The 25,934-nt window shown below is 73.6% G+C and carries 23 protein-coding genes; 9 read left to right on the forward strand and 14 right to left on the reverse strand.

The features are described from left to right. The first annotated feature begins 27 nt into the window (after positions 1–27). Both ACZ7C5_RS32505 and ACZ7C5_RS32510 read left to right on the forward strand, forming a co-directional pair. Positions 28–1,245, forward strand: a complete 1,218-nt coding sequence (locus ACZ7C5_RS32505) for a trypsin-like serine peptidase (protein ID WP_401091921.1) — start codon at positions 28–30, stop codon at positions 1,243–1,245. A 72-nt stretch (positions 1,246–1,317) separates the two neighbouring features. Continuing rightward, entirely contained in the window at positions 1,318–2,436 is a 1,119-nt protein-coding gene (locus ACZ7C5_RS32510) for a trypsin-like serine peptidase (protein WP_401091919.1), read from the forward strand. Positions 2,437–2,500: 64 nt separating this feature from the next. Here the strand turns inward: ACZ7C5_RS32510 and hflX are convergent, their stop codons facing one another. The 5 genes from hflX to miaA form a co-directional block, all read right to left on the reverse strand. Continuing rightward, a complete protein-coding gene (gene hflX / locus ACZ7C5_RS32515) occupies positions 2,501–4,003 on the reverse strand; it encodes a GTPase HflX (RefSeq protein WP_401091917.1) in 1,503 nt (500 codons plus the stop codon). A gap of 210 nt (positions 4,004–4,213) precedes the next feature. Next, a complete protein-coding gene (locus ACZ7C5_RS32520; RefSeq protein WP_470324059.1) occupies positions 4,214–6,445 on the reverse strand; it encodes a RelA/SpoT family protein in 2,232 nt (743 codons plus the stop codon). A 208-nt stretch (positions 6,446–6,653) separates the two neighbouring features. Next, positions 6,654–7,559 carry a diaminopimelate epimerase gene (dapF, locus tag ACZ7C5_RS32525; RefSeq protein WP_401091913.1) on the reverse strand — a complete coding sequence of 302 codons (906 nt, stop codon included), beginning with the start codon at positions 7,557–7,559 and terminating at the stop codon, positions 6,654–6,656. 68 nt (positions 7,560–7,627) lie between these two features. Then, the gene (locus ACZ7C5_RS32530) at positions 7,628–8,140 is read right to left on the reverse strand and encodes a hypothetical protein (RefSeq protein WP_401091911.1); all 513 of its coding nucleotides are present in this window, start codon (positions 8,138–8,140) and stop codon (positions 7,628–7,630) included. Positions 8,141–8,368: 228 nt separating this feature from the next. Next, positions 8,369–9,313, reverse strand: a complete 945-nt coding sequence (gene miaA, locus ACZ7C5_RS32535; protein ID WP_401091909.1) for a tRNA (adenosine(37)-N6)-dimethylallyltransferase MiaA — start codon at positions 9,311–9,313, stop codon at positions 8,369–8,371. A gap of 178 nt (positions 9,314–9,491) precedes the next feature. On the opposite strand from miaA, the gene ACZ7C5_RS32540 reads away from it, so the two are divergent. Next, positions 9,492–9,776 (forward strand): antitoxin, encoded by a 285-nt coding sequence (locus ACZ7C5_RS32540; protein ID WP_401091907.1) that lies wholly within the window; start codon positions 9,492–9,494, stop codon positions 9,774–9,776. Positions 9,777–9,797: 21 nt separating this feature from the next. Here ACZ7C5_RS32540 and ACZ7C5_RS32545 read toward each other — a convergent pair whose 3' ends face one another. Both ACZ7C5_RS32545 and miaB read right to left on the reverse strand, forming a co-directional pair. Continuing rightward, positions 9,798–10,496, reverse strand: coding sequence for a class III extradiol dioxygenase subunit B-like domain-containing protein (locus ACZ7C5_RS32545; RefSeq protein ID WP_401091905.1), 699 nt, complete (start codon positions 10,494–10,496; stop codon positions 9,798–9,800). A 76-nt stretch (positions 10,497–10,572) separates the two neighbouring features. Then, entirely contained in the window at positions 10,573–12,111 is a 1,539-nt protein-coding gene (miaB, locus tag ACZ7C5_RS32550) for a tRNA (N6-isopentenyl adenosine(37)-C2)-methylthiotransferase MiaB (protein ID WP_401091903.1), read from the reverse strand. Positions 12,112–12,206: 95 nt separating this feature from the next. Here miaB and ACZ7C5_RS32555 point away from each other — a divergent pair, with 95 nt between their 5' ends. Then, entirely contained in the window at positions 12,207–13,226 is a 1,020-nt protein-coding gene (locus ACZ7C5_RS32555; protein WP_401091901.1) for a TAXI family TRAP transporter solute-binding subunit, read from the forward strand. Positions 13,227–13,284: 58 nt separating this feature from the next. On the opposite strand, the gene ACZ7C5_RS32560 is transcribed toward ACZ7C5_RS32555, so the two are convergent. Together ACZ7C5_RS32560 and ACZ7C5_RS32565 are read right to left on the reverse strand one after the other, a co-directional pair. Beyond that, positions 13,285–14,709, reverse strand: a complete 1,425-nt coding sequence (locus ACZ7C5_RS32560; RefSeq protein ID WP_401091899.1) for a sensor histidine kinase — start codon at positions 14,707–14,709, stop codon at positions 13,285–13,287. Between the two features lie 6 nt (positions 14,710–14,715). Beyond that, entirely contained in the window at positions 14,716–15,459 is a 744-nt protein-coding gene (locus ACZ7C5_RS32565; RefSeq protein WP_188299785.1) for a response regulator transcription factor, read from the reverse strand. A gap of 391 nt (positions 15,460–15,850) precedes the next feature. Here ACZ7C5_RS32565 and ACZ7C5_RS32570 point away from each other — a divergent pair, with 391 nt between their 5' ends. From ACZ7C5_RS32570 to ACZ7C5_RS32590, 5 genes are all read left to right on the forward strand, one after another. Then, entirely contained in the window at positions 15,851–16,624 is a 774-nt protein-coding gene (locus ACZ7C5_RS32570; RefSeq protein WP_188299786.1) for an amino acid ABC transporter ATP-binding protein, read from the forward strand. 117 nt (positions 16,625–16,741) lie between these two features. Then, positions 16,742–17,647 carry a glutamate ABC transporter substrate-binding protein gene (locus ACZ7C5_RS32575; RefSeq protein WP_401091896.1) on the forward strand — a complete coding sequence of 302 codons (906 nt, stop codon included), beginning with the start codon at positions 16,742–16,744 and terminating at the stop codon, positions 17,645–17,647. A 50-nt stretch (positions 17,648–17,697) separates the two neighbouring features. After that, entirely contained in the window at positions 17,698–18,348 is a 651-nt protein-coding gene (locus ACZ7C5_RS32580; protein WP_188299788.1) for an amino acid ABC transporter permease, read from the forward strand. After that, positions 18,345–19,193 carry an amino acid ABC transporter permease gene (locus ACZ7C5_RS32585; protein ID WP_401091894.1) on the forward strand — a complete coding sequence of 283 codons (849 nt, stop codon included), beginning with the start codon at positions 18,345–18,347 and terminating at the stop codon, positions 19,191–19,193. The genes ACZ7C5_RS32580 and ACZ7C5_RS32585 overlap by 4 nt, the downstream gene beginning before the upstream one ends. Positions 19,194–19,315: 122 nt before the next feature. Continuing rightward, on the forward strand, positions 19,316–21,043 hold the full coding sequence (locus ACZ7C5_RS32590; protein WP_401091892.1) for an FAD-dependent monooxygenase: 1,728 nt from the start codon (positions 19,316–19,318) through the stop codon (positions 21,041–21,043). A 239-nt stretch (positions 21,044–21,282) separates the two neighbouring features. Here the strand turns inward: ACZ7C5_RS32590 and ACZ7C5_RS32595 are convergent, their stop codons facing one another. From ACZ7C5_RS32595 to ACZ7C5_RS32615, 5 genes are all read right to left on the reverse strand, one after another. Continuing rightward, entirely contained in the window at positions 21,283–22,296 is a 1,014-nt protein-coding gene (locus ACZ7C5_RS32595) for a regulatory protein RecX (protein WP_401091890.1), read from the reverse strand. 7 nt (positions 22,297–22,303) lie between these two features. Continuing rightward, entirely contained in the window at positions 22,304–23,437 is a 1,134-nt protein-coding gene (gene recA / locus ACZ7C5_RS32600; RefSeq protein ID WP_401091888.1) for a recombinase RecA, read from the reverse strand. Positions 23,438–23,629: 192 nt separating this feature from the next. After that, positions 23,630–24,865: an AI-2E family transporter gene (locus ACZ7C5_RS32605; protein WP_401091886.1), complete on the reverse strand. Its 1,236-nt coding sequence runs from the start codon at positions 24,863–24,865 to the stop codon at positions 23,630–23,632. A 37-nt stretch (positions 24,866–24,902) separates the two neighbouring features. Beyond that, positions 24,903–25,097: a DUF3046 domain-containing protein gene (locus tag ACZ7C5_RS32610; RefSeq protein ID WP_188299793.1), complete on the reverse strand. Its 195-nt coding sequence runs from the start codon at positions 25,095–25,097 to the stop codon at positions 24,903–24,905. Continuing rightward, entirely contained in the window at positions 25,094–25,684 is a 591-nt protein-coding gene (locus tag ACZ7C5_RS32615) for a GNAT family N-acetyltransferase (RefSeq protein WP_401091884.1), read from the reverse strand. Before ACZ7C5_RS32615 ends, ACZ7C5_RS32610 begins: the two co-directional genes overlap by 4 nt. Between the last annotated feature and the right edge of the window lie 250 nt (positions 25,685–25,934).

Here is a 25,934-nt window from a genome sequence, read left to right on the forward strand (position 1 = left end):
CGAACGAGCACAGGGGGAAGCTCACAGATGCCAACGATCCACCGGTCAGCCCTGGCCGCCGCCCTGGCCGCGGGCACCCTGTTCGCCGTGACCGCCTGCGGTCCTGACGGCCCCGCCGGCGGCGGGAGCAGCGCCGAGCCGCCGCCCTCCTCCGTGGCGGCGAGCCCCGCCACGGGCCAGGGCGGCGCGATCGGCGGGATCACCCTCCCGTCCGGGCTGCCGACCAGCCTGCTGGAGGGGCTGCCCAGGTCCTGGGACGACCTGAAGAAGTGGAAGGTCGAGGACTGGGACACCTGGGCGTCCAAGCACGTCTTCAACAACCCGGTGGTGAAGGACTTCTGGGACCCGGACAAGATGGGCGACTCCAAGCCCGCCGACCCGGCCCCGCCCGCCGCCAAGCCCTCCCCCGCCACCCCGAAGCCGACCGCCTCCGGGCCCGCCGCCGACGACGGCGTCACCGACCCCGAGCCCCCGCTGGTCAAGGCCGTGGCGATGCCCCGCCCGTACACCAAGCAGCCCTCCGGCAAGGTGTTCTTCACCGCCCAGGGCGGCCGCGGCAACTGCTCGGCGACGGTGATCACCGACCCGCAGCACCCGGGGAAGAGCAACCTGGTCTGGACGGCGGGCCACTGCGTGCACGCGGGCAAGGGCGGGAACTTCTACAAGGACCTGGTCTTCGTGCCCGCGTACAACAACTCGGGCGCCTCCAGCGGCGGCAAGCGGGCCCCGCTGTCCGAGCTGGCCCCGCTCGGCACCTGGTGGGCCGAGCAGGTCACCACCTCGCCGCAGTGGATGGTCGAGGGCGGCGGCAGCGGCGACGCCGCCAACCAGTACGACTTCGCGGTCATGCGCGTGCACAACCAGAGCGACACCGGCAAGTCCCTGGAGGAGACGGTCGGTTCGGCCGTCCCGGTCTGGTTCGACGCACCGCGCGACCGGCTCAGGGTCTCCGCCACCGGCTACCCCCTGGTCAAGCCGTTCGACGGCCAGGAGCTGTACAGGTGCGACGGCGGCAAGCCCACCCGGCTCTCCTTCGACGCCAAGCGCCCGGCCATGCTGACCATCGGCTGCGACATGACCCAGGGCGCCAGCGGCGGCGGCTGGTTCGCCACCATGCCGGACGGCAGGACCGCCCTGGTCAGCAACACCTCGATCGGCACCCAGGAGCACACCTCGCTGAGCGGCCCGTACCTGGAGGCGGTCGCCAGGACGGCACTGGACTGGATCTCCAAGAAGCAGCAGTAGCCGCCCGCACGACGGCGCCGCCACCGGAAGGGCGGCGCGGAACCACCAGCACAGCACGGGGGACGATCCAGCATGCCGAGAACCACCAGCCGGCGGCGCCGGGCCACCACGGCCGGCGCCGCGCTGCTCGCCGCGCTCGCACTGGGCGCGGCCGGCTGCGGCCCGGACGGCCCCGCCAGGCCCGCCGCCGCGCCCCCCGCCCTGCCCAGGTCCGCGCCCACCAGCCTGGGCGACCTGACCGGCTGGAAGGTCGAGGACTGGGCCCGCTACGTCGCCGACAGCGCCTTCACCGGCGCCGCGGCGCCCGGCGCCTGGCCGGCGGCCCGGATGGCCGCCGCCAAGCCCAGGCCCACCCCGGAGTACGCCCTGGCCTCCCCCGCGGCGGCCGGCGTCGAACGGGACGCCCCGCCCGCCGCCGTCCCCGCCGAGCCGCAGCCGCACCCGTACGGCCCGGCCGGCTCGGTGGCCGGCCGGCTCTTCATGACCACGCCGCAGGGCGACGCGGTCTGCTCCGCCACCGTGGTCTCCGACCCGGCCGACCCCGGCCGCAGCAACCTCGTCTACACCGCCGGGCACTGCCTGCACGACGGCAGGGGCGGCGGCTGGCTGAGGAACCTGGTCTTCGTGCCCGGCTTCAACCGGGACGGCCAGGCGGCCCGCGGCAAGGCGTACACCGACCGCCAGGCGGCCCCGTACGGCCGGTGGTCGGCGGTGCGCGCGCTGGTCTCGCCGACCTGGCTCCAGGAGAGCGGCGTCGGCGCCCGCCACCAGTACGACTACGGCATCCTCCGGGTGCGCGGCGAGGACGGCTCCGGCAGGTCCCTGGAGGAGACGGTCGGCGGCTCGGTGCCGATCTGGTTCAACGCCCCGCGCGACCAGATCACCTCGGCCACCGCGTACGGCTACCCGGCGGAGCGGCCGTTCGACGGCCTGGAGCTCGAACACTGCGGCTCCCCGGCCGCACCGGGGCGGCTCTCCTTCGACCGGACCCGCCCGCCGATGTACGTGATCGGCTGCACCATGACGGCCGGCGCCGCCGGCGGCGGCTGGTTCGTCACCAGGGACGGCAAGCCCAACCTGATCAGCGTCGGCGCGCTCGGCGACCGCGCCCCGGCCGGCTACCAGGCCGGCCCGTCCCTCCAGGACCAGGCGAAGCAGGCCTTCGACTACTTCGCCAAGAACGTCAGATAGGCACCGCGGAAACGGCGCGGGGCCCCGGGACGATGCCGTCCCGGGGCCCCGCGCACGTCGGGCCTCAGCCGTGCAGGGCCACCGCGAAGTACTCCAGCTCGGCGGCCAGTTCGGCCGGCACCTTGGCGTGCAGCAGGGTGCCCTCGCCGGTGTGCTCGGTGGAGAGCAGCTCCCCCTCCGCGTGCACCCGGGAGACCAGCGCGCCCTGGGTGTAGGGCACCAGGGCCCGCACCTCGACCGCGGGACGCGGCAGCTCGTCGTCGATGAGCTGCCGCAGCTCCGCCATGCCCGCGCCGCTGCGGGCCGACACCACGATGGCGTGCGGCTCGCGGCGCAGCAGGCGCTGGAGCACGTGGGGATCGGCGGCGTCCGCCTTGTTGATCACCACGATCTCCGGCACGTTCTGCGCGTCGACCGAGACGATGACCTCGCGGACGGCGGCCAGCTGCGTCTCCGGCTCGGGGTGCGAGCCGTCCACCACGTGCAGGATGAGGTCGGCGTCGGCGACCTCCTCCATGGTCGAGCGGAAGGCCTCGACCAGGTGGTGCGGCAGGTGCCGGACGAAGCCGACGGTGTCGGCCAGGGTGTAGAGCCGCCCGCTCGGGGTCTCGGCCCGGCGCACGGTCGGGTCCAGGGTGGCGAACAGCGAGTTCTCCACCAGCACGCCCGCGCCGGTGAGCCGGTTGAGCAGGGAGGACTTGCCGGCGTTGGTGTACCCGGCGATGGCCACGGACGGCACCTGGTGGCGCCTGCGCTCCTGGCGCTTGGTGTCGCGGCCCTTCTTCATGTCGGCGATCTCCTTGCGGAGCTTCGCCATCTTCTCGCGGATCCGGCGCCGGTCCGTCTCGATCTTGGTCTCACCGGGACCGCGGGTGGCCATGCCGCCGCCCGAGGAGCCGGAGCCACCGCCACCCATCTGCCGGGACAGCGACTGACCCCAGCCGCGCAGGCGCGGCAGCATGTACTGCATCTGCGCGAGCGAGACCTGCGCCTTGCCCTCCCGGGACTTGGCGTGCTGGGCGAAGATGTCCAGGATCAGGGCCGTCCGGTCGACGACCTTGACCTTGACCACGTCCTCCAGGTGGATCAGCTGGCCCGGGGTGAGCTCACCGTCGCAGACCACGGTGTCGGCACCGGTGGCGGCGACGATGTCGCGCAGCTCCTTCGCCTTGCCGGAGCCGATGTAGGTGGCCGCGTCGGGCTTGTCGCGGCGCTGGATGACGCCGTCCAGCACCTGGGAGCCGGCCGTCTCGGCGAGTGCGGCGAGCTCGGCCATCGAGTTCTCCGCCTCCTCCAGCGTGCCGTCGGTCCAGACGCCGACGAGCACCACGCGCTCCAGGCGCAGCTGGCGGTACTCGACCTCGGTGACGTCTTCGAGTTCGGTGGAGAGACCGGCGACCCGGCGCAGGGCGGCGCGCTCGCTGCGGTCGTACTGGTCGCCGTCGTAGTGGTGGCCGAGGTCCTCGTCGATGGCCGCGAGGTCCTCGTCCATGAGGGCTTCCGCCCGCAGACCGTCGAGGCGGCGCGGAGCGTCGGCGTGGTCGCGGGTGTCGAACGTGGAGGTCATTCTGTCCTTTGGCTCGCTGGTACGGGTGGCCTTCGGGGACCGCACGCGGCGGTCCCGTAGGGAGTCTGCCCAGCTGCCGCCCCGGCTACCGTCCGGGCGGGGTGAGCTACCCCTCAGGCCCCCGGGTTCCGCCCCGGGCTCCTGTGCCCGGAGAACGCCGTGGACCGGCCGTGAATTCCCCATGATGGTCGCACGCCGGGCGCGGACCGGTCATCCCCATTTCCCCCGGGCCCCCGCGCCGGGGGGCCGCTCCGCCTGGTCCCCGCCGCCCTCCGGGGCGTGCGGGCGGTTCACGTCGTACACCCCGGAGACCCTGAGCATCGCCCGCATCAGCCCCGGCAGCGCGGCCGGCTCGGGCAGCTCCACGGTGTAGGTGTGCCGGACCCTGGACTCCTGCGGCGGCTCGACCTCGGCCGAGACGATGCCGACGCCCGCCCCGGAGATCGCCGCGGTGAGGTCGGCGAGCAGCCGGGGCCGGTTCAGCGCCTCGGCCCGCAGGGTGGCCCGGTACCCGGCCGCCGGCGCGCCCCCGGGCTGCCAGCGGACCTCCAGTTCGGCCCGGCCGTCCGCGCGCATCCGCTCCCCGGCCGGGCAGCCGGTGCGGTGCACCGCCACCGCCCCGCCGCGGATCGGGTAGCCGGTCACCCGGTCCGGCGGCACCGGGGTGCAGCAGCGCGCCAGCCGGACGGCCGCCCCCGGCCGTCCCGCCACCGCGGCCGGGGCGGACCGCCGTCCGGCCGCCGGGCGCCCCGGCGGGGCGGGCTGGCCGCCGGCCGGGCCGGTGCGGACCGCCGGCTGCCCGACCGGGTGGTCGGCCAGCCATCGCTCGATGGCCAGCCGGGCGGCCGGGGTGCGGGCGTGCGCCAGCCACTCGGGGGCGGGCCCCGAGGGCTGCCCGCCGCCGGCCGGGAGGGTCTCGGTGAGCACCGCGATCAGGTCGCCGTCCTCCAGCACGGTGGACAGCGCGGTGAGCCGCCCGTTGACCCGCGCGCCGATACATCGGTGGCCGGTCTCCTCGCCGAGCAGGTAGGCCGCGTCCACGCAGGTGGCGCCGGCCCTCAGCTGAAGCGTTTCGCCGCTCTCCGTCACCACGGTGATCTCGCGGTCGCCCGCGAGGTCGGCGGTGAGCGTGGACCAGAAGGCGTCCGGGTCGGGCGTCTCCTGCTGCCACTCCAGCAGCCGGCTGAGCCAGCCGGGCCTGGCCGGGTCGGTGCGGTCCAGCTCGTCGGCGTCCTGGACGGCGCCGGCCGGGGACGGGTCGCCGAGCGCGACCACCCCGGTCTCCGCGACCTCGTGCATCCGCCGGGTGCGGACCAGCACCTCGACCACCGCGCCGCCGCTGAGCGCCACGGCGGTGTGCAGCGACTGGTACAGGTTGAACTTGGGCGCGGCCACGAAGTCCTTGAACTCCCCTGGCAGCGGCGTCCAGCAGGTGTGCAGCTCGCCGAGCACCGCGTAGCAGTCGGCGTTCTCCTCGACCACCACCAGCAGCCGCCCGTAGTCGGCCGGCCGCGGCCCCTGCGGCAGCCCGTCCGGCCCCGGTACGGCGGCCCGCCGGAGCAGCACCCGGTGCAGCGAGACGCAGTGCCTGGGCCGGACGGTCACCTCGGCGGCGACCCCGGCCTCGGCCAGCTGGCGGGCCAGCTGCCGGGCGAAGGGCTCCAGCAGGGCGTCCGGCTCGGCCTCGTGACCGGCCATCAGGGCGCGGGTGCGGGCGTGCTCCTCGGGGTGCAGGGTGGCGAAGACGATGTCCTCCAGCTCCGCCTTGAGCACCTGGATGCCGAGCCGTTCGGCCAGCGGGATCAGCACGTCCCTGGTGACCTTGGCGATCCGCACCTGGCTGGCCGGCTTCATGTGCCGGATGGTGCGCATGTTGTGCAGCCGGTCGGCCAGCTTGATCACCATCACCCGGACGTCGTCCCCGGTGGCGACCAGCATCTTGCGGAAGGTCTCCGCCTCGGCGGCGGCGCCGAAGTCGACCTTCTCCAGCTTGGTCACCCCGTCGACCAGGTAGGCGACTTCGGGCCCGAACCCGGCGCCCACCTGCTCCAGCGTCAGCTCGGTGTCCTCGACGGTGTCGTGGAGCAGCGACGCGACCAGGGTCGTCGTCCCGGCGCCGAGCTGGGCCAGGATCATGGTGACGGCCAGCGGGTGGGTGATGTACGGCTCGCCACTCTTGCGCTTCTGGCCGCGGTGGCTGGCCTCGGCGAGCCGGTACGCCCGGGCGAGCAGGCCGAGGTCGCCCTGCGGATGGTGCTGCCGGTGGACCCGGACGAGCGGCTCCAGGGCGTCCGGCACCGGCGGCCGGCCGGTGGCCAGCAACGCGGCCCGCCCGGCCCGGCCGAGGGCGGCCCGGCCGAGCTCTCCGAGGGGCCGTCTGGCCCCGCCCTGCCGTACGGTCGTCGGCTGCCCCGTCAGGGACTGCCCGGCTTCGATGGTCATCGGCACCTCCGGCAACGGTCGCCGGGCGCCGCCCCTCCTGAGAGGGTGATCTCGCTACCCCTCCCCAGGGGTGATCGACCCGGTGGTCCATGCTACCGAGCAGAGCACGTTCCGCGACGCCCTGATTCCCGTCCGCGACCGGTATCACCCGATCGGGGGGATTCGTCACCGCGAGAACGGGGGAAACCGGGCCGCCCCCGAACAGGCGTCAGCGCACCGACGACCACCAGCGGCCGTCCAGCCGCCCCTCGGCCACGATCACCGCGGGACCGGTCATCTCCACCCGGCCGTCAGGATGCTCGGTGATGACCAGCCGGCCGCCCGGCAGGTCCACGGTGTACGAGACCGCCTCGCCGGTGACCGCCGGGTCGGCGCCGTCCCGGCGGATCGCCGCCACCGCCACCGCGCAGGCGCCGGTGCCGCAGGACCGGGTCTCGCCCGAACCGCGCTCGTGCACCCGCATCGCGACGTGCCGCGGGCCGCGGTCCACCACGAACTCGACGTTGACGCCCTCCGGGTAGGCGCTCGCGGGGCTGGTGAGCGGTGCGTCGAACAGGTCGCCTGCGTGGTCCAGGCTCTCCACGAAGGCCACCGCGTGCGGGTTGCCCATGTTGACGTTCAGCGCCGGCCAGCGCCGTTCGCCGACGGTGACCTCGATGCCGTCGGGCCCGGGCAGCCCGGCCCGGCCCATGTCGATCGTGACGTCGCCGGGCGCACCGTCCCCGGCGGCCTCGGCGACCTTCGCGGTGAGCACCCCGGAGCGGGTGGCGACGGCCAGCTCGCCGGGCTTCGCCAGGCCGGCCTCGACCAGGAAGCGGGCGAAGACCCGCAGGCCGTTGCCGCACATCTCGGCGATGCTGCCGTCCGAGTTGCGGTAGTCCATGAACCACTCGGCCCGGTCGGCCATCCCCGCGGCGGCCGGGTCGGCGGCGGCGCGCACCACGCGCAGCAGCCCGTCCCCGCCGATGCCGGCCCGCCGGTCGCACAGCGCGGCGACGGTCCCGGGACCGATCTCCAGCGCGCCGTCCGGGTCGGGGACGATGACGAAGTCGTTCTGGGTGCCGTGCCCCTTGAAGAAGGGGATGCCGCTCTGCTGGGAAGAGGATGCGCTCACCCTTCCGATGGTACTGAGCGGTCCCCCGGTACCGGGCGGTCCCCCGCCCGCTCGCCGCGGGGAGGCGCTCAGCGCAGGTAGGCGACCCGCCAGACCGCGAGCGCGCAGGCGGCCACCGCGATCAGGGTGTAGACCGCGATCGCCTTCCAGCCGGCCCGCTGCCCGGAGCCCCGGCGCGGCAGCCCCGGCCACTTGTAGCCGGCGTGCCGGGCGGCCATCGCGCCCCAGCCGACCGAGGCGGCGGTGAACAGCAGCCCGAGCATCCCGACCATGGTGGAGCGTGCCCCGGCCGAGCCGAAGGCGAGCGGGAAGGCGAACATCAGCGAGCCGAGGGTGCCCAGCAGGGCGATCGGCAGCGTCTGCCACCAGCGCAGCCGGCGCAGCGGGCGGATCTCCCGCTCGTGCACCGCGCCGCCGGGCGGGGTGCGGGTGTCCAGGGCGGGCACCGCGATCGCGTAGGAGGTCGGGACCTCCAGGCCGGTCAGCACGGGGAGGTCGCCCATCGTCGACTCGTCGAACTCCTCGGCCGGGGCGGTGACGCTTCCGCTCTGGCCGGATTCGGGGCCGGTACCGGTCGACACACGGCCTCCCCTGACAGTTCGACACGAGCGGACTCGCGGCCGGGCACGGCCGGCCCGTCCGGCCGACCCCTACGGCATCGATGATGGCATGTCCAGAGGGGCGTTCCCGGCCTGACCGGGGTCGACGGGTGATCCGTGGCCATCACGTGATCGGGCCGTGACCGCCGGTTCGTCCTGCACGGTCGCCTGCGCGCGCAGGTGCACCGCCGGATTGGCCGAAAACCCGTCCTACGCGGCCGGAACTCCCTGACGCGCGATCAGTTCCAGGGCCTGTCCCAGCAGCTCGACGGGGTCGGTGCCGGCCGGCCGGGAGAGCCAGTCGATCCGGTCGTCGCGGCGGAACCAGGACTCCTGACGGCGGGCGAAGCGCTTGGTGGCCCGCACCGTCTCGGCCCTGGCCTCGTCCTCGGTGCACTCACCGGCGAAGTGGGCGAGCACCTGCTGGTAGCCGAGCGCCCGGGAGGCGGTCAGCCCCTCCCGCAGTCCGGCCCTCTCCAGTTCCCGCACCTCGTCCGGCAGCCCGGCCTCCCACATCCGGTCGACCCGCAGCGTGATCCGCTCGTCCAGCTCGGGGCGCGGCACGGCGACGCCGATCTGCACCGCCTCGTACACCGCGGTGTTGCTCGGCAGGTTGGCGGTGAACGGCTGCCCGGTGATCTCGATGACCTCCAGGGCGCGGACGATCCGACGCCCGTTGCCGACCAGGATCGCCTCGGCGGCCGCCGGGTCCAGTCCGGCCAGCCGTCGGTGCAGCTCGGACGGTCCGGACCGCTCCAGCTCGGCCTCCAGCCGGGCCCGCACCCGCGGGTCGGTGCCGGGGAACTCCATCTCGTCGATCGCCGCCCGGACGTACAGCCCGGAGCCGCCGACCAGGACGGGCGTGCGCCCGGCGGCGAGCAGCCGGTCGATCTCGGCCCTGGCCAGCCGCTGGTACTCGGCGACGCTGGCGGTCTCGGTGACGTCCCAGACGTCCAGCAGGTGGTGCGGCACTCCCCCGCGCTCGGCCGTGGTGAGCTTGGCGGTGCCGATGTCCATGCCCCGGTACAGCTGCATCGAGTCGGTGTTGATCACCTCGCCGTCGAGGCTGCGGGCGATGGCGACGGCCAGGTCGGACTTGCCGGCGGCGGTCGCGCCGACGATCGAGATGACGCGTGGGGTACGGGAGCTGCTCACCGCTCCAGTCTCGCACCGGCCCGATCCGGGAGGCCCCGCGCGCCCTCGGACCGGGCTGCCGCTCGCCCCCGACTGCGCGACGATATGACTGTTTCCCTGACTTTTTCCGGCCGTTTCCCCGGTTGGGCCCGGTTTGCGAACGCTTCGCGGGGCACCGTCGTTGTGCAGGGAACAGCGGATGAAGGAGATCGTCATGGGTCTGATGGACAACCTCAAGGGCAAGGCCGAGGAATTCAAGGGCAAGGCCAGCGAGTTCGCGGGCAAGCACAGCGACCAGATCGAGAAGGCCGTCGACAAGGCGGGCGGCGCGATCGACAAGGCGACCAAGGGCAAGTACAGCGACAAGATCGAGCACGGCGCCGACAAGGCCAAGGACGCGGTCGGCGACTTCGCCCACAAGCCGAAGCCGGAGGGCGAGGGCCCGGCTCAGGGGCCGGGGCAGGGGCAGGGCCCGCAGGCCTGACCTGCCGGCGGTCCCGGCCTGCTAGGACCAGGACGCCACGAAGTACCCGACCCCGTACGGCGCGTCCTGGTAGCCCAGCCGCCCGGTGAGGCCGGCGCCCTCCGCGGCGCCGGCCAGCACCTGCCAGGGCGCCCGGCCGTCGGCCTGGAGTTCGGCGGCCAGGCCCGGGTCCAGGGCGGCCAGGGTGGGCAGGTCGGCCGCGCCCAGGGCGGCGGCCAGGGCGGCGTCGAAGCCCTCGGCCCGCTCGTCCAGGTAGCCGGGAGCCTTCACCGAGCGGCAGGCGCTGCCGTCGCCGAGCACCAGCAGCGCGACCCGGTCGGCGAGGCCGGCCAGGCCCTGGCCGAGGCCGAGCATTCGGTCGGCCGGGGCCTCGGCGGGCACCGCGCAGGCGTGCGTCGGCAGGGTCACGCCGGCGCGCTCCAGCAGCCAGGCGCCGACGGTCAGCGAGGGCGCCAGCTCGGGCCCCTCGACCCGTCCGCCGGGCAGTTTGGCGACCAGCGGCACCCCGTAGCGCCGGAAGGAACCGGCCCCGCCCTCGGTCCACACCTCGGGCGCCGGCCCGGTGCCGACCACCACGACCAGCTGCGGCCCGGCGGCGACCAGCGCCGCCAGCGCCTCGTCGCAGGCGGCGCGCAGGCCGTCCAGCTCGGGCGCGGCCCCGGCGGCGACCTCGGGGACGAGCAGCGGCGGACAGGGGCACACGGCGGCGGCTACCAGCATGTGGATCACTCTAGCCGGGAAGCCGAACGGCCCGGCCGGAGCCGAAGCTCCCGCCGGGCCGCCCGGAACGCGCGGGTCAGTCGCCGCAGCAGGCCCCGCCCGCCGGCGCGGCGAGCGGCAGCTCGGCGGGGGCGCCGATCTTCGGCAGACCGAGCATCACACCGGCCGGCTTGGCGGCGGCCGCGGCCCGGCGCTTCTCCCAGGCGTCGCCGGCCCGGGTGCGGCGCGCCGAGAGCGCCGGGCCCTCGGCGAGCAGGTGGTGCGGGGCGGCGTAGGTGATCTCGACGGTCACCAGGTCGCCGGGGCGCACCGGCTCCTCCGGCTTCGCGCCGTGCTCGTCGTCCGCCCCTCGGAGCTTCGGGTCGAAATGCACCAGCCGGTTGTCGGGCGCGCGCCCGGAGAGCCGCTGCGTCCGGTCGTCCTTCTTGCCCTCGCCCTCGGCGACCAGGACCTCCAGGACGCGGCCGACCTGCTTCTTGTTCTCGTCCCAGGAGATCTCCTCCTGGAGCGCGATCAGCCGGTCGTAGCGGGCCTGCACGACCTCCTTCGGCACCTGGTCCGCCATCTCCGCGGCGGGGGTGCCGGGGCGCTTGGAGTACTGGAAGGTGAAGGCGTTGGTGAAGCGGGCCTCGCGGACGGTGTGCATCGTCTCCTCGAAGTCCTCCTCGGTCTCGCCGGGGAAGCCCACGATGATGTCGGTGGAGATGGCCGCGTCCGGCATCGCCTCGCGGACCTTGCGGATGATCCCGAGGAAACGCTCCTGCCGGTAGGAGCGGCGCATCGCCTTGAGCACCCGGTCCGAGCCGGACTGCAGCGGCATGTGCAGCTGGTGCATCACGTTCGGGGTCTCGGCCATCGCGGCGATCACGTCGTCGGTGAAGTCGCGCGGGTGCGGCGAGGTGAAGCGGATCCGCTCCAGGCCCTCGATCTGCCCGGCGGCGCGCAGCAGCTTGGAGAAGGCCTCGCGGTCGCCCAGGTCGGAGCCGTAGGCGTTGACGTTCTGGCCGAGCAGGGTCACCTCGATGACGCCCTCGTCCACCAGCGCCTCGATCTCGGCGAGGACGTCGCCGGGGCGGCGGTCCTCCTCCTTCCCGCGCAGCGCGGGGACGATGCAGAAGGTGCAGGTGTTGTTGCAGCCGACCGAGATGGCGACCCACGCGGCGTACGCCGACTCGCGGCGGGTCGGCAGGGTGGAGGGGAAGGTCTCCAGCGACTCCAGGATCTCGACCTGGGCCCTGCGCTCGACGGCGGCCCGCTCCAGCAGCGCCGGCAGGTGGCCGATGTTGTGGGTGCCGAAGACCACGTCGACCCAGGGGGCGCGCTTGACGATGGTCTCGCGGTCCTTCTGGGCCAGGCAGCCGCCGACGGCGATCTGCATGCCCTTGTGGCGGGTCTTGACCGGCGCGAGCTGGCCGAGGTTGCCGTACAGCTTGTTGTCGGCGTTCTCGCGCACCGCGCAGGTGTTGAACACCACGAGGTCCGGATCGCCCTCCGACCCGGCCTTGACGTAGCCCGCGTCCTCCAGCAGCCCGGACAGCCGCTCGGAGTCGTGGACGTTCATCTGACAGCCGTACGTGACGACCTTGTAGCTCTTCAATCCGCTCTCACCGCTCACCAGACCAGGGTACGGGCAGCGGCGAAGCGCTTTTCCATGAGCTTCCACCACCCGTTCGACTCCCGTTCGGCCGGAGCGCCTGGCAGTATCCCTGCATGACCCCCACCTCCCCGTCCCGTCCCGGCGCCGCCGTCCGCACCGCGGCCCGCAGCCCGCTGTGGCGGGCGGTGCTGGTGCTGGTCCTGCTGGTCGCCGGGTTCGGCGGCTGGTGGCTGTCGGCGGGCCGCTCGCCCGGGTACCCGCGCGGCGAGGTCCGGTTCGCCACCGGCGTGCAGCACGGCGTGTACGACCGGTACGGGCAGCTGCTCCAGGGCCACGTCTCCCGGGCGATGCCGGGGGTGCGGCTGGCCCTGGACAACTCCGAGGGTTCGGTCGACAACATCACCCGGGTGCTCAACGGCCGGGACTCCTTCGCGATAGCCACCGCCGACGCGGTCGCCGACTACCAGGGCCCCGACAAGGAGAAGCTGCGGGCGATCGCCCGGCTGTACGACGACTACCTCCAGCTCGTCGTCCCGGCCTCCTCGCCGGTGCGCCGCACCGCCGACCTCAAGGGCCTGCGGGTCGGCGTCGGCCTGCCGCAGTCCGGGGTGAACCTGGTGACCAGGCGGCTGCTGGCCACGGCCGGGCTGGACCCGGACCACGACATCGTCCCGGTGTCCAAGGGGATCGGCGAGGCCGCCGACGACCTGCGCGAGGGCAGGGTGGACGCCTTCTTCTGGTCCGGCGGCCTGCCCACCAGCGCGCTCACCGACCTCTCGGAGCACGTCAGGATCAGGATCGTGCCGCTGGGCGACCTCTCCGAGGCCCTGCACAAGGCCGAGGGCGGCGGCACCGACGCCTACCGGGCGGCCACCATGCCCAAGGGCACCTACCCGAGCGCCGAACCCAGGGAGGCCGTCGCCACGGTGGCCGTGCCCAACCTGCTGATCACCAGGGACGACGCCGACCCGGGGCTGGTCGAGGGCGTGACCAGGGCGGTGATCGACAGCCGCGACCAGATCGGCGCCCAGGTGCACGCCGCCCAATTGGTCGACCTGCGCACCGCCGTGTACACCGACCCGCTCCCGCTGCACACCGGCGCGGCGCGCTACTACCGCTCGGTGAAGCCGTAAGGCTCGCGCCGTAGAGCCCGCGCCGTCGCGACTCCCCCGATGGCCGCCGGGGCCCCGGCTACTTCTCCGGCCGCGGCACCGCCAGCGTCACCGCGAGCCCGGTCGGCCTGACCGGCGCGAAGCCGAGCGAACCGCCGCCGGCCGCCAGCAGGGTGCGGGCGATGGACAGCCCGAGCCCCGAACCGTCCACGTTCTGGTGCCGCGGGCTGCGCCAGAACCGGTCCCCGGCCCTGGACAGCTCGTCCTCGGTGAGCCCGGGCCCCGCGTCGGTGACGGTCACCGCGACCTCGTCCCGGCGCACCGCGACCCGCAGCCGCACCTCGCTGCCGGCCGGGCCGAACTTGAGCGCGTTGTCCAGTACCGCGTCCAGGGCCGAGCCGAAGCCGATCGGGTCGGCCATGCCGATCGCCAGGGCCGGGCCGTCCCAGCGCAGCCCGATGCCGCGCTGCTCGGCCACCGGCCGCCAGGCGTCCACCCTGGCCAGGGTGAGTTCCGCCAGGTCGGTGCGCTCCGGTTCGGGGCGGGCGTGCTCGGCGGTGGCCAGCCCGAGCAGGTCGTCCAGCACCCGGGCCAGCCGGGTGCCCTCCTCCCGTACGCCGCTGAGCTCCTCCTCGTGACCCTCCGGCAGTTCCAGGCCGAGCAGCTCGACCCGCAGCAGCAGGGCCGACAGCGGGTTGCGCAGCTGGTGCGAGGCGTCCGCGACGAAGGCCTTCTGCTGGTCCATGGCGAGCACCACGTGGTCCGCCATCTCGTTGAACGAACGTGCCAGCCGCTGGAGTTCGGGCGGTCCTCCGCCGGGGGCGACCCGGGCGGCCATCCGGCCGGTGGCGATGTCGTGGGTGGCCCGGTCCAGGGTGCGCACCGGGCGCAGCACCCACTCGGTGAGCCGGACGGCGAGCAGCACGGCGACGATCATCGCGGCCGCCTCGCCGGCGCCGATCACCAGCCACTTGTGCAGCATCCGGGTGCGCAGCGCCCCGGTCGGGGACTCGCTCAGCACCACCGCGACCACGTCGCCGTCGCGCACCACCGGGGCGGCGACGGTGATCGGCCGGTCCGGCGTCCACGGCCAGACCTGCGGCGGGTTGTGGCTGCGCCGCCCGTCCAGCGCCTCCTGGAAGGCCTGGGCGCCCCAGCCGCCGGTGGGCACCCGCCAGTTCTCCGGGGCGGCGGCGATCGCCTGGCCGTCGCGCTGGAAGATGCCCAGGCGCACCCCGTACAGGTCGTGGTAGCGGCTGACCTCGGCGTCGATCGCGCGCTGCCGGCTGAGGTCGCCCGGGGCGGGTTCCGGTTCGCCCTTGCGCGCCGAGCCGACGGCGCCGGAGGTGGGCAGGTCCTGGGCGAGCCGGGCGGCGTCGTCGAGCCGGTCGACGACCACCTTGGTCTGCTCGGCCGCCGCGACCGCCGCCGCGAGCGGCAGCCCCAGGGCGGCCAGGACGCAGAGCATGAGGGCGATCAGGATGCCGAGCAGGCGGGTGCGCACGTGCGGTCAGTGCTCCGCGGGGGTGGGCGGGGCGGTCGCCGGACGGTCGGGGATCAGCCGGTAGCCGACCCCGCGCACGGCCTCGACCAGGCCGGGCAGCGCCAGCTTGTTGCGCAGCGAGCCGATGTGCACCTCCAGGGTGCGCCCGTTGCCCTCCCAGCCGCTGCGCCAGACCTCGCTGAAGATCTGCTCGCGCCGGTAGACCACGCCCGGGCTCTGGGCGAGCAGCGCCAGCAGGTCGAACTCCTTGCGGGTGAGCGGCACGTCGCGGCCGTCCACGCTGACCCGGCGGCGCTCCCGGTCGATCCGGATGCCGCGGGACTCCAGCGGTCCGCGCTGCTGCGGCACCGTGTCGGGCGCGGGCACCGCCGCCGCGGAGGGGGCGGCGCCGCGGCGGGCCACGGCGTGGATGCGGGCGAGCAGCTCGCCCATGTCGTACGGCTTGGTGACGTAGTCGTCGGCGCCCAGGTTGAGGCCGTGGATCCGGGAGCGGATGTCGGCGCGGGCCGTGACCATGATCACCGGCACGCCGCTGCCGGCCCTGATCCGGCTGCACACCTCGAAGCCGTCGCGGTCGGGCAGCCCGAGGTCGAGCAGCACCACGCGGTACGGCTCGTTGCCGTCCGGCACCAGGGCGTCCAGCGCCTCGTGCCCACTGCGGGCGTGCCGGACCTGGAAGCCGTGCCGGCCCAGCACCGCGACCAGCGCGGCGGCCACGCGTTCGTCGTCCTCGACGAGCAGAAGTCGCATCCTGTTCTCCTCCTTCCCCCACGTGATCACCGGTGATCACCGGGCCGATCGGTCAGGTCCCGGTCCTGCGCAGTATGGGCCAGTGAACGGCCCCGCGCCAGGTTCGACCGCGCACCGGGCTCGTGGGGGGCGGGGAGCACCGGAGCGGATTCCCGCTGTCACATGCCCCGTCGGCGCCCGCGCGAACAGCCCCCGGGCGCCGTGTGGCCGTTTCGTGATGCTCAAGTTCCGCTCAGATCGGCTGACGGCGCACGGTCACGGCTCCTAAGGTCGGCCCACCGGGGGCTGCGGCTCCGCCGGCCGCGGCTCCCGGATCAGCACCACCACTGCCTCCCAAGGGAGTTGAGACTTCTCGGGCAGGCGCTATTCGACGACAGAGGGAGCAGGCGCGATGACCGAGAGCCCGGTCGAGGACTCCACCCCCGCAGCCGCCCCGCTGGTCGTGCTGGGCAACGTCAACAAGCACTACGGCGCGCTGCACGTGCTGCAGGACATCGACCTCAGCATCGCCCAGGGCGAGGTGGTCGTGCTGATCGGCCCGTCCGGCTCGGGCAAGTCCACGCTCTGCCGGACGATCAACCGGCTGGAGACGATCGACTCCGGCACGATCACCATCGACGGCCGGCCGCTGCCCGCCGAGGGCAAGGAGCTGGCCAGGCTGCGCGCCGAGGTCGGCATGGTGTTCCAGAGCTTCAACCTGTTCGCGCACAAGACCGTGCTGGAGAACGTGGTCATCGGCCAGGTGAAGGTGCGCAAGGTGCCCCGCCCGCAGGCCGAGAAGACCGCCAGGGAACTGCTGGAGCGGGTCGGCGTCGGCGCGCAGGCGGACAAGTTCCCGGCCCAGCTCTCCGGCGGCCAGCAGCAGCGCGTGGCGATCGCCCGGGCGCTGGCGATGAAGCCCAAGGTGATGCTCTTCGACGAGCCCACCTCGGCGCTGGACCCGGAGATGGTCAACGAGGTGCTGGAGGTCATGCGCCAGCTGGCCGCGGACGGCATGACGATGGTCGTGGTCACCCACGAGATGGGCTTCGCCCGCTCCGCCGCCAACCGCGTGCTGTTCATGGCCGACGGCAAGATCGTCGAGCAGAACACCCCGGACGCCTTCTTCACCGCGCCGCGCTCCGACCGCGCCAAGGACTTCCTCTCGAAGATCCTCCACCACTGACGCTTCGAGAGCCGCAGGACGGCCACCGGCAGCCAGGCCGGCCGGCCCCTGTCCGTGCACGACTTCCAGACGCCAGAGCCCGGTTGACGCCGCGGCCCAGCCCCAGGAGAACAGCCCATGAGGACTTCCCGCACCCTCGCCGTCGCGCTCTGTGCCGTCGCGCTCACCGCCACCGCCGCCTGCGGCAAGGACGGCACCCCCGGCGGCTCCGCCGCGAGCAGCGGCGGCAGCGCCCCGGCCCTGCCGGCCTACACGGTCAAGACCGACGTCAAGGTCGAGTCCACGATCCTCGCCGAGGCCAGGAAGCGCGGCCAGCTGATCATCGGCGCCAAGGCCGACCAGCCGAACCTCGGCTGGGAGGACGTGGCCAGCGGCGACCGCAGCGGCTTCGACATCGAGATCGCCAAGATGATCGCCGCCGACCTCGGCTTCACCCCGCAGCAGATCAAGTGGCAGACCCTGGTCTCCTCGCAGCGCGAGCCGGCCATCGCCAAGGGCCAGATCGACTTCTACGTCGGCACCTACAGCATCAACGACGAGCGCAAGAAGAGCGTCTCCTTCGCCGGCCCGTACTACATCGCCGGCCAGGACCTGCTGGTGAAGGCCGACAACACCTCGATCACCGGCGCGGAGAGCACCGGCGGCAAGAACGTCTGCACCGCCACCGGCTCGACCTCGATCAAGAACATCCAGCAGTACAACCCGAAGATCACGCAGTTCGACACCTACTCGGCCTGCGTCGAGAAGCTGCTGTCCGGCGAGGTCGACGCGGTCACCACCGACGACGCGATCCTCAAGGGCTACGCCTCCAAGTACGCCCCCAAGCTCAAGGTGGTCGGCAAGCCGTTCACCAAGGAGAACTACGGCGTCGGCCTCAACAAGGACGACAAGGCGCTGCGCGACGCGATCAGCGACGCCCTGAAGGCCCACGAGGACAACGGCGACTGGAAGAAGGCCTACGACGCGACCCTGGGCGCCTCCGGCTCCGCCGCGCCCGAGGTCCCGGCCCTCGACCGCTACTGATCCGCCGCCGTACGCCGATCCCGGCCATGACTTGAGAGGAGGGCCGCCGGATGGGGTTCCTGTTCGAGGACGACAACTTCGCGTTGTTCCGCGACGGCTTCCTACAGACGATCGAGGTGAGCGCGCTCAGCGCGCTGCTCGCCCTGCTGCTGGGCACCCTGCTGGCGGCCTTCCGGGTCTCCCCGGTACCGGCCCTGCGCGCCTTCGGCACCGCCTGGGTGACGCTCTTCCGCAACACCCCGCTGACCCTGCTGTTCTTCGCCGTCACCTTCGGCCTGCCGCCGCTGGGCGTGCACCTCAGCCACCCGGTGTTCGCGGTGCTGGCGCTCGGCGGGTACACCGCCTCGTTCGTCTGCGAGGTGATCCGCTCCGGCATCAACACCGTGCCGCTCGGCCAGGCCGAGGCCGCCCGCAGCCTCGGCATGTCCTTCGGCCAGACCCTGACGCTGGTCGTCCTGCCGCAGGCCGGCCGGACCGTCCTCGGCCCGCTGAGCAGCGTGTTCATCGCCCTGCCCAGGAACTCCGCGATCGCCGGCGCGTTCAGCGTCGCCGAGCTGTACAGCGCCCAGCAGACCTTCTCCGAGCGCGGCTACTCGATCTTCGCCATCTTCTTCTGGGTGGCCTGCGCCTACCTGCTGATCAGCGCGACGATCGCCACGTTCTTCCGCTTCCTGGAAACCCGACTGGCGGTGGCCCGATGAGTCTTCTGAACCGCCAGGCGTCGGCGAGCGTCCTCTACGACGCCCCCGGCCCCCGGGCCCGTACCCGGTACCGCCTGTTCGGCGTCCTCTCGGTGCTCGCCATCGCCGGCCTCCTCTGGTACGCCGTCAGCGCGCTGAACGACAACGGGCAGTTCGACCCCGGCCTCTGGGACGCCTTCCAGTACTCCTACGTCCAGCAGCAGATCCTGGACGGCCTGCTGTCCACCCTGGAGGCCTTCGGGCTGGCCGCGCTGTTCTCACTCACCCTGGGCGCCCTGCTGGCGGCCGGTCAGCTCTCCGACCACCGGCCGGTCCGCTGGGCCTGCACCGCCTTCACCCAGTTCTTCCGGGCGATGCCGCTGCTGATCCTGATCGTCGGGCTCTACTACGCCTTCTTCGCCCAGCAGCCGATGTGGGCGCTGGTGCTCGGCCTCACCCTCTACAACGGGGCGGTCCAGGCCGAGATCATCCGCAGCGGCGTCAACGCCGTCCCGCGCGGCCAGGGCGAGGCGGCGTACGGGCTCGGCATGCGCAAGACCCAGGTGATGACGTCCATCCTGGTGCCGCAGGCCGTCCGCTCGATGCTGCCCTCGATGATCGGCCAGCTGGTCGTCACCCTCAAGGACACCTCGCTCGGCTTCATCATCACCTACCACGAGCTGCTGTTCGTCGGTAAGGCGATCGCCAGCCAGCCGATCAACGCCGCGGGCTTCCCCTACATCCCCGTGGTGCTGGTGATCGCCCCGATCTACATCGTGATGTGCCTGCTGCTGACCGCGCTCGCACGCTGGATCGAAGCACGCGGCCGTCGCGGCGCGAACCGGCGCACTTCGGCTGCTGCTTGACGGACACGCAGGCGAACTGTTGCATTGCTCTTCGTGACACCTCCCGGGAGAATCCACGCGGCATATGCGGCAGCGGTAACTGACGCCGGCCGATCGGCCGGTTCGTGCCCGGAGGTTCCCTCATGGACCCGGTGATCGTGGTCGGGGCCGGACCGGTCGGTCTGGCCCTGGCCCTCGCCCTGGCCCGGCACGAGGTGCCGACCGTCGTCCTCGACGAGGGCTCCGGGCTCTGTCCCGAAGGCCCTCGCAGCCTCGTCCTCGGCGCCGACACCGCCGCCTTCCTGACCCGGATCGGCTACCCGAGGGCCGTCTCCGACTCCGCGCTGTGGGACTTCTTCGCCGTCTGGCGGCGCCGCCAGGAGGTGCTGCGGATCGACCTCACCGACTCGCCCACCTACCACCTGCCGCAGCACCGCCTCCAGCGCGGCCTGCGCGACGCCCTGACCGGCACCCCGCTGATCAAGCTGGTCCCGCTCAACCGGGTCGTCGAGCTCGAACAGGACCGGGACGGCGTCAGCGTCCGCACCGTGGGCACCCAGGACGGCTCCACCACCTGGTGGCGCGGCAGCCACCTGGTCGGCTGCGACGGCGCCCGGTCCACCGTCCGCAGACTCCTGAAGATCCGTTTCCCCGGCCGCCCCGCGGTCGACCGCAACGCCATCGCCACCGTCCGGGTCGACCTGCCCTTCGACGGCGCCCGGCTGCACCGCGAACCCCCGTGGCGGGGCGACCGCGAGGCCTCCGCCCGTCCGCTGCCGGACGGCGTCTGGCGGCTCGACTGGCGGCTGCCCCCCGGCCGGCCCGCCCCCGCCGAGACCGTCGACCCGCACGCCACCTGGCCCGGAATCGTCACCGGGGACACCCTGCTCACCCGGGTCACCTCCACCCTCACCGGCTGGTGCGGCGAACTGCCCCGCTTCGAACTGCTGGCCGCCGCCGACCACACCGCCCAGCAGCGGCTCGCCGCCCGCTTCCGGGCCGACCGCTGCTTCCTGGCCGGCGACGCCGCCCACCTGCACGGCGCCCTCGGCATGCAGAACCTCCCGGACGGCCTGCGCGACGCCGACAACCTCGCCTGGCGGCTCGCCCTCGCCTGGCACCTCCACTCCGGCGGCCCGCAGCCCGGCGGCTCGCTGCTGGACGGCTACGAGGCCGAGCGGCGCGGGGCGGTCGGCGCCAGGCTGCGCGCGGTCGACCAGTCCATGCCGCTGCTGCGCCCGCTGCGCGGCTGGCAGCAGACCCGGCGCTCGCTGCTGGTCGGCGGCTTCCGCAAGCACGCCCCGCTGCTCGCCGACGGCCAGCTCGGCACCGGCCGGTTCGGCGGCGCGCCCGCCTACCCGGCGGCGCCCTCCGGTGTCCCCGCCAGGGTCCCGGTGCAGCGCGGCTCCCGCGGCACCACCTCGCTCAGCGAGCTGCTGCCCGCCACCGCCCCCGGCGTGCTCGTCCCCGACCTGCCGGTGCTCGCCGACGACGGCACCCCCGACCACCTGCACGCCAGGCTCGGCGCCACCTTCCTGCTGCTGCTGGTCGCCCCCGGCACCGCCGTCTGGTCCTCCGAGCACTGGCTCGGCGCCGGTCTGATGCCCCGCCTCGCCGAGGTCGCCGCGGCACTGCCGGTCCCCGCCGAGGTCCTGGTCACCGAGGACTACCCGGGCGCCGGCCCGCACACCGTCCTGCTGATCCGCCCGGACGGCCACCTGGTCGGCGTCACCCAGGGCGCCGTCGCCGAGGACCTGCTCGCCCTCGCCGACCGCGCCCGCGGCGGCCCGGCCACACTCCCCCAGGCCCCCGACCACGCCGACCGGCCCGCGCCCGAGCAGGTGGACTCCCCGAGCCGGGGTGTGTCCTAGCGGGGTGTCCTGACCGGCCACCGCCGGGGCACGGCCTCGCGGACCACCGTCACCCGGAGCCCGGCCCGGTTCGGTGTCAGCCCGGCTCGGCGGAGACCCGCCGGGCGGCCTCACGGGCGCTCGGGTCCGCGCCGAGGCCGGCCACCGCATCCGGGCGGACCATCCCCCGGATTCCCGCCCGGTCCGCTCCGTCCCGATCCGCTCCGTCGCGAGCCGCTTCGTCGCTGCCGCCGGAGCCGCTACTCCCGGCCCGACAGCTCACTCGACTCCTCCTCCAGCGCACCGCGCACCACCCGGAACGCCAGCCCCTCGGAGTAGCCGCGCCGCGCCAGCATCCCGACCAGCCGCCGGGTGCGCACCTGTATGTCCAGCCCCCGGGTGGACCGCAGCTTCCGCTCGACCAGCCCCCGGGCCGCTTCCGTCTCGTCGTCGTGGTCGAGCTGGGCGACGGCCTGCTCGACCAGGTCGGCGGCGACGCCCTTGGTGCGCAGCTCCTGGGCCAGCGCCCGCCGGGACAGGCCCCGGACGGCGTGCCGGGACTCCACCCAGGCCGCGGCGAAGGCCGCGTCGTCGATCAGCCCGACCTCTTCGAGCCTGGTGAGCACCTCGTCGGCGATCTCGTCCGGAATCTCCCGCTTGCGCAGGGCGTCGGCGAGCTGCTTACGGGTCTTGGCGGCACCGGTCAGCAGCCTCAGGCAGACGTCCCGGGCGCGGGTCTCCGGATCGACCGACTCCTCGGCCTGCTTCCGGGAGGCACGGCCGGTGGTCTTCTCCCCGGGCGGCCCCTCGGCCGATCGCCCCCGGCGCGCCCCGCGCCGGGAGGACGGGGCGGCCGCACCCCCGTGACCGGCCGCTCCGTCCTCGTCCCGGCCGCTCTCCACGGCCGTCCGTGCCGAAGCGGGCGGGCCCGCTTCGAGTTCCTCGGCCACCAGGGCGGAGCGCCGCCGCCGACGGCCGGTGGGCAGCTCGGAGGCGGAGACCAGGCCGAGTTCCTCGACCGAGGCCTCCGCCGGCTCCGGCCGGGGCGCCGCGCCGCGCACCGCCCGGGCCGGAGCCCGGTCGAACTCCGGCTCGGGGCCGGATGCCCACTGCGTGGTGGACGGGCTGCGGCGCCGGGAGCGGCTGCCCGCCCGGGGCCTCACGGCCGGGAGCTCCGCCTCCGGCTCCTCCGCGACCGCGGCGAACCAGTCCGGCGGCCCGTGGTCGTCGTCCTCCGGGCCCGCCGGGCCGCCGCCCACCGTGTCGTACCGCATCAACGGCTCAGGCCTTGGCAGCCGCCGCCGTCGCCTTCTTCGCCGCGGCCGTCTTGGTGGCGGTCGCGGTGATCGGCTTGGCGGCGCCCTCGGTGGCGGTGGCGGCGGTGGCGGCCTCCGCCGTCTCCTCGGCCGGCTCCTCCGTCTTCGGGCCGATGCCGAGCTTGCCCTTGATCTTCCGCTCGATCTCGTCGGCGAGCTGCGGGTTGTCCCGCAGGAAGTTGCGGGCGTTCTCCTTGCCCTGGCCGAGCTGGTCGCCCTCGTAGGTGTACCAGGCGCCCGACTTGCGGATGAAGCCGTGCTCCACGCCCATGTCGATCAGGCCGCCCTCGCGGCTGATGCCCACGCCGTAGAGGATGTCGAACTCGGCCTGCTTGAACGGCGCGGCGACCTTGTTCTTGACCACCTTGACGCGGGTGCGGTTGCCGACCGCCTCGGTGCCGTCCTTCAGCGTCTCGATCCGGCGGATGTCGAGGCGGACCGAGGCGTAGAACTTCAGCGCCCGGCCACCGGTCGTGGTCTCCGGCGAGCCGAACATCACGCCGATCTTCTCGCGCAGCTGGTTGATGAAGATCGCGGTGGTGTTCGACTGGTTCAGCGCACCGGCGATCTTGCGCAGCGCCTGGCTCATCAGCCGGGCCTGGAGACCGACGTGCGAGTCGCCCATCTCACCCTCGATCTCGGCGCGCGGGACGAGCGCCGCGACCGAGTCGATGATCACCAGGTCGATCGCGCCGGAGCGGATCAGCATGTCGGTGATCTCCAGCGCCTGCTCACCGGTGTCCGGCTGGCTGACCAGCAGGGCGTCGGTGTCCACGCCGAGCTTCTTGGCGTACTCCGGGTCGAGCGCGTGCTCCGCGTCGACGAACGCGACCGTGCCGCCGGCCTTCTGGGCGTTGGCGGCCAGGTGCAGGGTCAGGGTGGTCTTACCGGAGGACTCGGGGCCGTAGATCTCGACCACCCGGCCACGCGGGATGCCGCCGACCCCGAGGGCGACGTCCAGGGCGGTGGATCCGGTGGAGATCACCTCGACCGGCTCGTTGGCCTTCTCGCCGAGACGCATCACCGAGCCCTTGCCGAACTGCCGCTCGATCTGGGCGAGAGCGGTCTCCAGGGCCTTCTCGCGGTCCGTACCTGCCATGGCTTTTTCCCTCGGGTTCTGTGCTGTGCGCTTCATCGTCCCCGACGCTAGCGCGTCCCACTGACAAACGGGCCCGACCGGGCTCCGCCTGTGGAAAACTCCTCGCCGGAGAGTACAAAGAACATCTGTTCGATTCAAGCCTCGCACGTCCGGGCCGTGCCGCCCCCGGGGCGCCCCCGGGGGCGCCCCGCGTCACTCCCCGCGCCGCTGCCCGTCCCCGCCGACCATCCGGCGCAGCCGCCGCGCCGCCTCCCGGCGCAGCTCCCGCCGGGCCCGGCGCTGCTCGCCCCGGTCGATCCGCGGATCGGTGGCCACCTCGTACCGCCGCACGTACGTCCCCACGAAACCCTGGAGCGTCGCCGCCGCCGGGATCGCGATCAGCGCGCCCACCGCGCCGAGCAGCGCCGCCCCGGCGATCACCGACCCGAACGCCACCGCCGGGTGCACGTCCACCGTCCGCGCGGTGATCCGCGGCTGCAGCAGGTAGTTCTCGACCTGCTGGTAGACCACCACGAAGACCAGCACCCAGAGCGCGTCCACCGGCTCCACGGTCAGCGCCACCAGCATCGGCAGCGCCCCGGCCAGATACGTCCCGATGGTCGGCACGAACTGCGACATGACGCCGACCCAGACCGCCATCGCCGCCGCGTACGGCAGGTCCAGCAGCGCGAACATCACCCAGTGCCCGGCCGCCGACACCACCGCGAGCACCGCCCGGGAGTAGAGGTAGCCGCCGGTCTTGGCCAGCGCGATCTCCCAGGCCCGCAGCACCTCGGCCTGCTTGGCGGGCGGCAGCATCGAGCAGACCGTCCGCCGCACCCGCGGGCCCTCGGCGGTGAAGTAGAACGTGAACAGCCCGACCGTGAAGGCCTGGAACAGCCCCCCGATCAGGGTGGAGGAGACGCCCCAGACGTTGTCGGCCGCCTGCTGGACGTAGCTCTCGATGGCGCCGGAGTCCTTGAGCAACCGATTCTGCAACTCACCCAGCGAGAGTTCCTGGTGGAAGGTCTGGTTGATCCAGACGATCAGATTGTCGACCAGGTGCGGCAGGTCCCCGGCGATCTTCGCCACCTGGTCGACCAGCAGCGTGCCGAGCGCGGCGAGGAAGCCCACCACCGAGACCCCGACCGCCACAAACACCACGAAGGTCCCGACCCCCCGGCGCACCCCCCGCGCCGCCATCCGGTCGACCGCCGGCTCCAGCGCCAGCGACAGGAAGAACGACACCAGCAGCATCACGAACAGGTCGATCAACTGCCGGAACGCCCAGTCGGCGAACTGGAACAGCCCCACCAGCACCAGGAACAGCACCATCGCCCGCGGCAGCCAGCGCGGCATCCCGCCGCCCCACGGCCCCCCGTCCGCCGGAGCGCCGTCGGCCTCCCGCTCCACCCTGTCCGGATTCTTCTGTTCTGCGCTACTTGTCACCCGGACAGTCTGTCCCATGCCGCCCGGAGGCCGGCACTCAGCGCAGCACCCCGGAGACCCCCTGGGTGTCACAGACCACGCGCCAGACGTCCTTGGCCTCCCAGCCCGCCTCCAGCGCCTGCCGCACGGTCCGCCCGCCCAGCCCGCTCATCACGTGGTCGCTCGCGAAGGACTCCGCGTACGCCTCCCCGAAGTGCGCGTACATCCGTCGCCAGAACTCCGTCAGCCTCATGGCACAAGTATCCCGGACCCGGCCCGCCAGTCCCCCGCCGTCAGCGCGTACTCGACCTCGCCGTGCTCGCTGCCCGGGATCACCTCCGGATAGTCCTCGTGGAACGTCCGGACGTACGAGAGCCCGCTCTTCTCCATCACCCGCCGCGATCCCGCGTTCACCGCCATCGTGTACGCCACCACCCGCTCCACCCCCAGCTCCGTGAAGCCGGCCCGCACCAGCGCACGCGCCCCCTCCGTCGCGTACCCGCGCCCCCACGCACCCCGACGCAACCGGTACCCGAGCTCGACCTCCCCCCGCTCCCCCTCCCGCGTCGGCCGGAACTCGAACCACCCCAGGAACGCCCCACCCACCCGCTCCTCGGCCGCCCACCACCCGAGATCCCCGTACCGCCGGTAGTGCTCCAGGTACCGCGGCACCAGCTCCCCCTCCACCCACTCCCGCGAACTGGGCTTCCCCCCGGTCAGGAACCGCATCACCTCCGGATCCCCGTCCAACTCCACAAGACGGTCCACATCCCCCATCGTGAACCGCCGCAACACCACCCGCCCGGTCGTCAGGAACACGGCCGCACCCGAATCACCCATGCCCCGATCCTCACCCCCACCCCACCATCCCGTCACCTACTTTTCCCCCACACCCCAGCGCCCCTCACCCACCTCCCCAGCCCGCCCCCAGCCCCCAAGCCCGCCACCCCCAGCCCCCTTCCCCACCCGCCCACCCGCCCCCTCCCTCCCCGGCGAGAGGGACGCGCCGCGGGCGGGGGCGGCGCAGGGGGTGGCCCGGAGAGGGGCGTGACGGGTGATTTTCAGACTGCCACCGCCGTCGAGCGTCGCA

This window comes from Kitasatospora sp. NPDC036993, assembly GCF_055607525.1.

Excerpts from the sequence above, each read along its gene's own strand:
- ACZ7C5_RS32545 (WP_401091905.1), bottom strand. The coding sequence starts at position 10,496 with ATGCTGGTAGCCGCCGCCGTGTGCCCCTGTCCGCCGCTGCTCGTCCCC.
- ACZ7C5_RS32585 (WP_401091894.1), top strand. The coding sequence starts at position 18,345 with ATGAGTCTTCTGAACCGCCAGGCGTCGGCGAGCGTCCTCTACGACGCC.
- ACZ7C5_RS32555 (WP_401091901.1), top strand. The coding sequence starts at position 12,207 with ATGACCCCCACCTCCCCGTCCCGTCCCGGCGCCGCCGTCCGCACCGCG.
- ACZ7C5_RS32590 (WP_401091892.1), top strand. The coding sequence starts at position 19,316 with ATGGACCCGGTGATCGTGGTCGGGGCCGGACCGGTCGGTCTGGCCCTG.
- ACZ7C5_RS32615 (WP_401091884.1), bottom strand. The coding sequence starts at position 25,684 with ATGGGTGATTCGGGTGCGGCCGTGTTCCTGACGACCGGGCGGGTGGTG.
- ACZ7C5_RS32510 (WP_401091919.1), top strand. The coding sequence starts at position 1,318 with ATGCCGAGAACCACCAGCCGGCGGCGCCGGGCCACCACGGCCGGCGCC.
- ACZ7C5_RS32610 (WP_188299793.1), bottom strand. The coding sequence starts at position 25,097 with ATGAGGCTGACGGAGTTCTGGCGACGGATGTACGCGCACTTCGGGGAG.
- ACZ7C5_RS32570 (WP_188299786.1), top strand. The coding sequence starts at position 15,851 with ATGACCGAGAGCCCGGTCGAGGACTCCACCCCCGCAGCCGCCCCGCTG.
- hflX (WP_401091917.1), bottom strand. The coding sequence starts at position 4,003 with ATGACCTCCACGTTCGACACCCGCGACCACGCCGACGCTCCGCGCCGC.
- ACZ7C5_RS32575 (WP_401091896.1), top strand. The coding sequence starts at position 16,742 with ATGAGGACTTCCCGCACCCTCGCCGTCGCGCTCTGTGCCGTCGCGCTC.
- ACZ7C5_RS32580 (WP_188299788.1), top strand. The coding sequence starts at position 17,698 with ATGGGGTTCCTGTTCGAGGACGACAACTTCGCGTTGTTCCGCGACGGC.
- ACZ7C5_RS32565 (WP_188299785.1), bottom strand. The coding sequence starts at position 15,459 with ATGCGACTTCTGCTCGTCGAGGACGACGAACGCGTGGCCGCCGCGCTG.
- ACZ7C5_RS32595 (WP_401091890.1), bottom strand. The coding sequence starts at position 22,296 with ATGCGGTACGACACGGTGGGCGGCGGCCCGGCGGGCCCGGAGGACGAC.
- recA (WP_401091888.1), bottom strand. The coding sequence starts at position 23,437 with ATGGCAGGTACGGACCGCGAGAAGGCCCTGGAGACCGCTCTCGCCCAG.
- ACZ7C5_RS32520 (WP_470324059.1), bottom strand. The coding sequence starts at position 6,445 with ATGACCATCGAAGCCGGGCAGTCCCTGACGGGGCAGCCGACGACCGTA.
- ACZ7C5_RS32540 (WP_401091907.1), top strand. The coding sequence starts at position 9,492 with ATGAAGGAGATCGTCATGGGTCTGATGGACAACCTCAAGGGCAAGGCC.
- ACZ7C5_RS32505 (WP_401091921.1), top strand. The coding sequence starts at position 28 with ATGCCAACGATCCACCGGTCAGCCCTGGCCGCCGCCCTGGCCGCGGGC.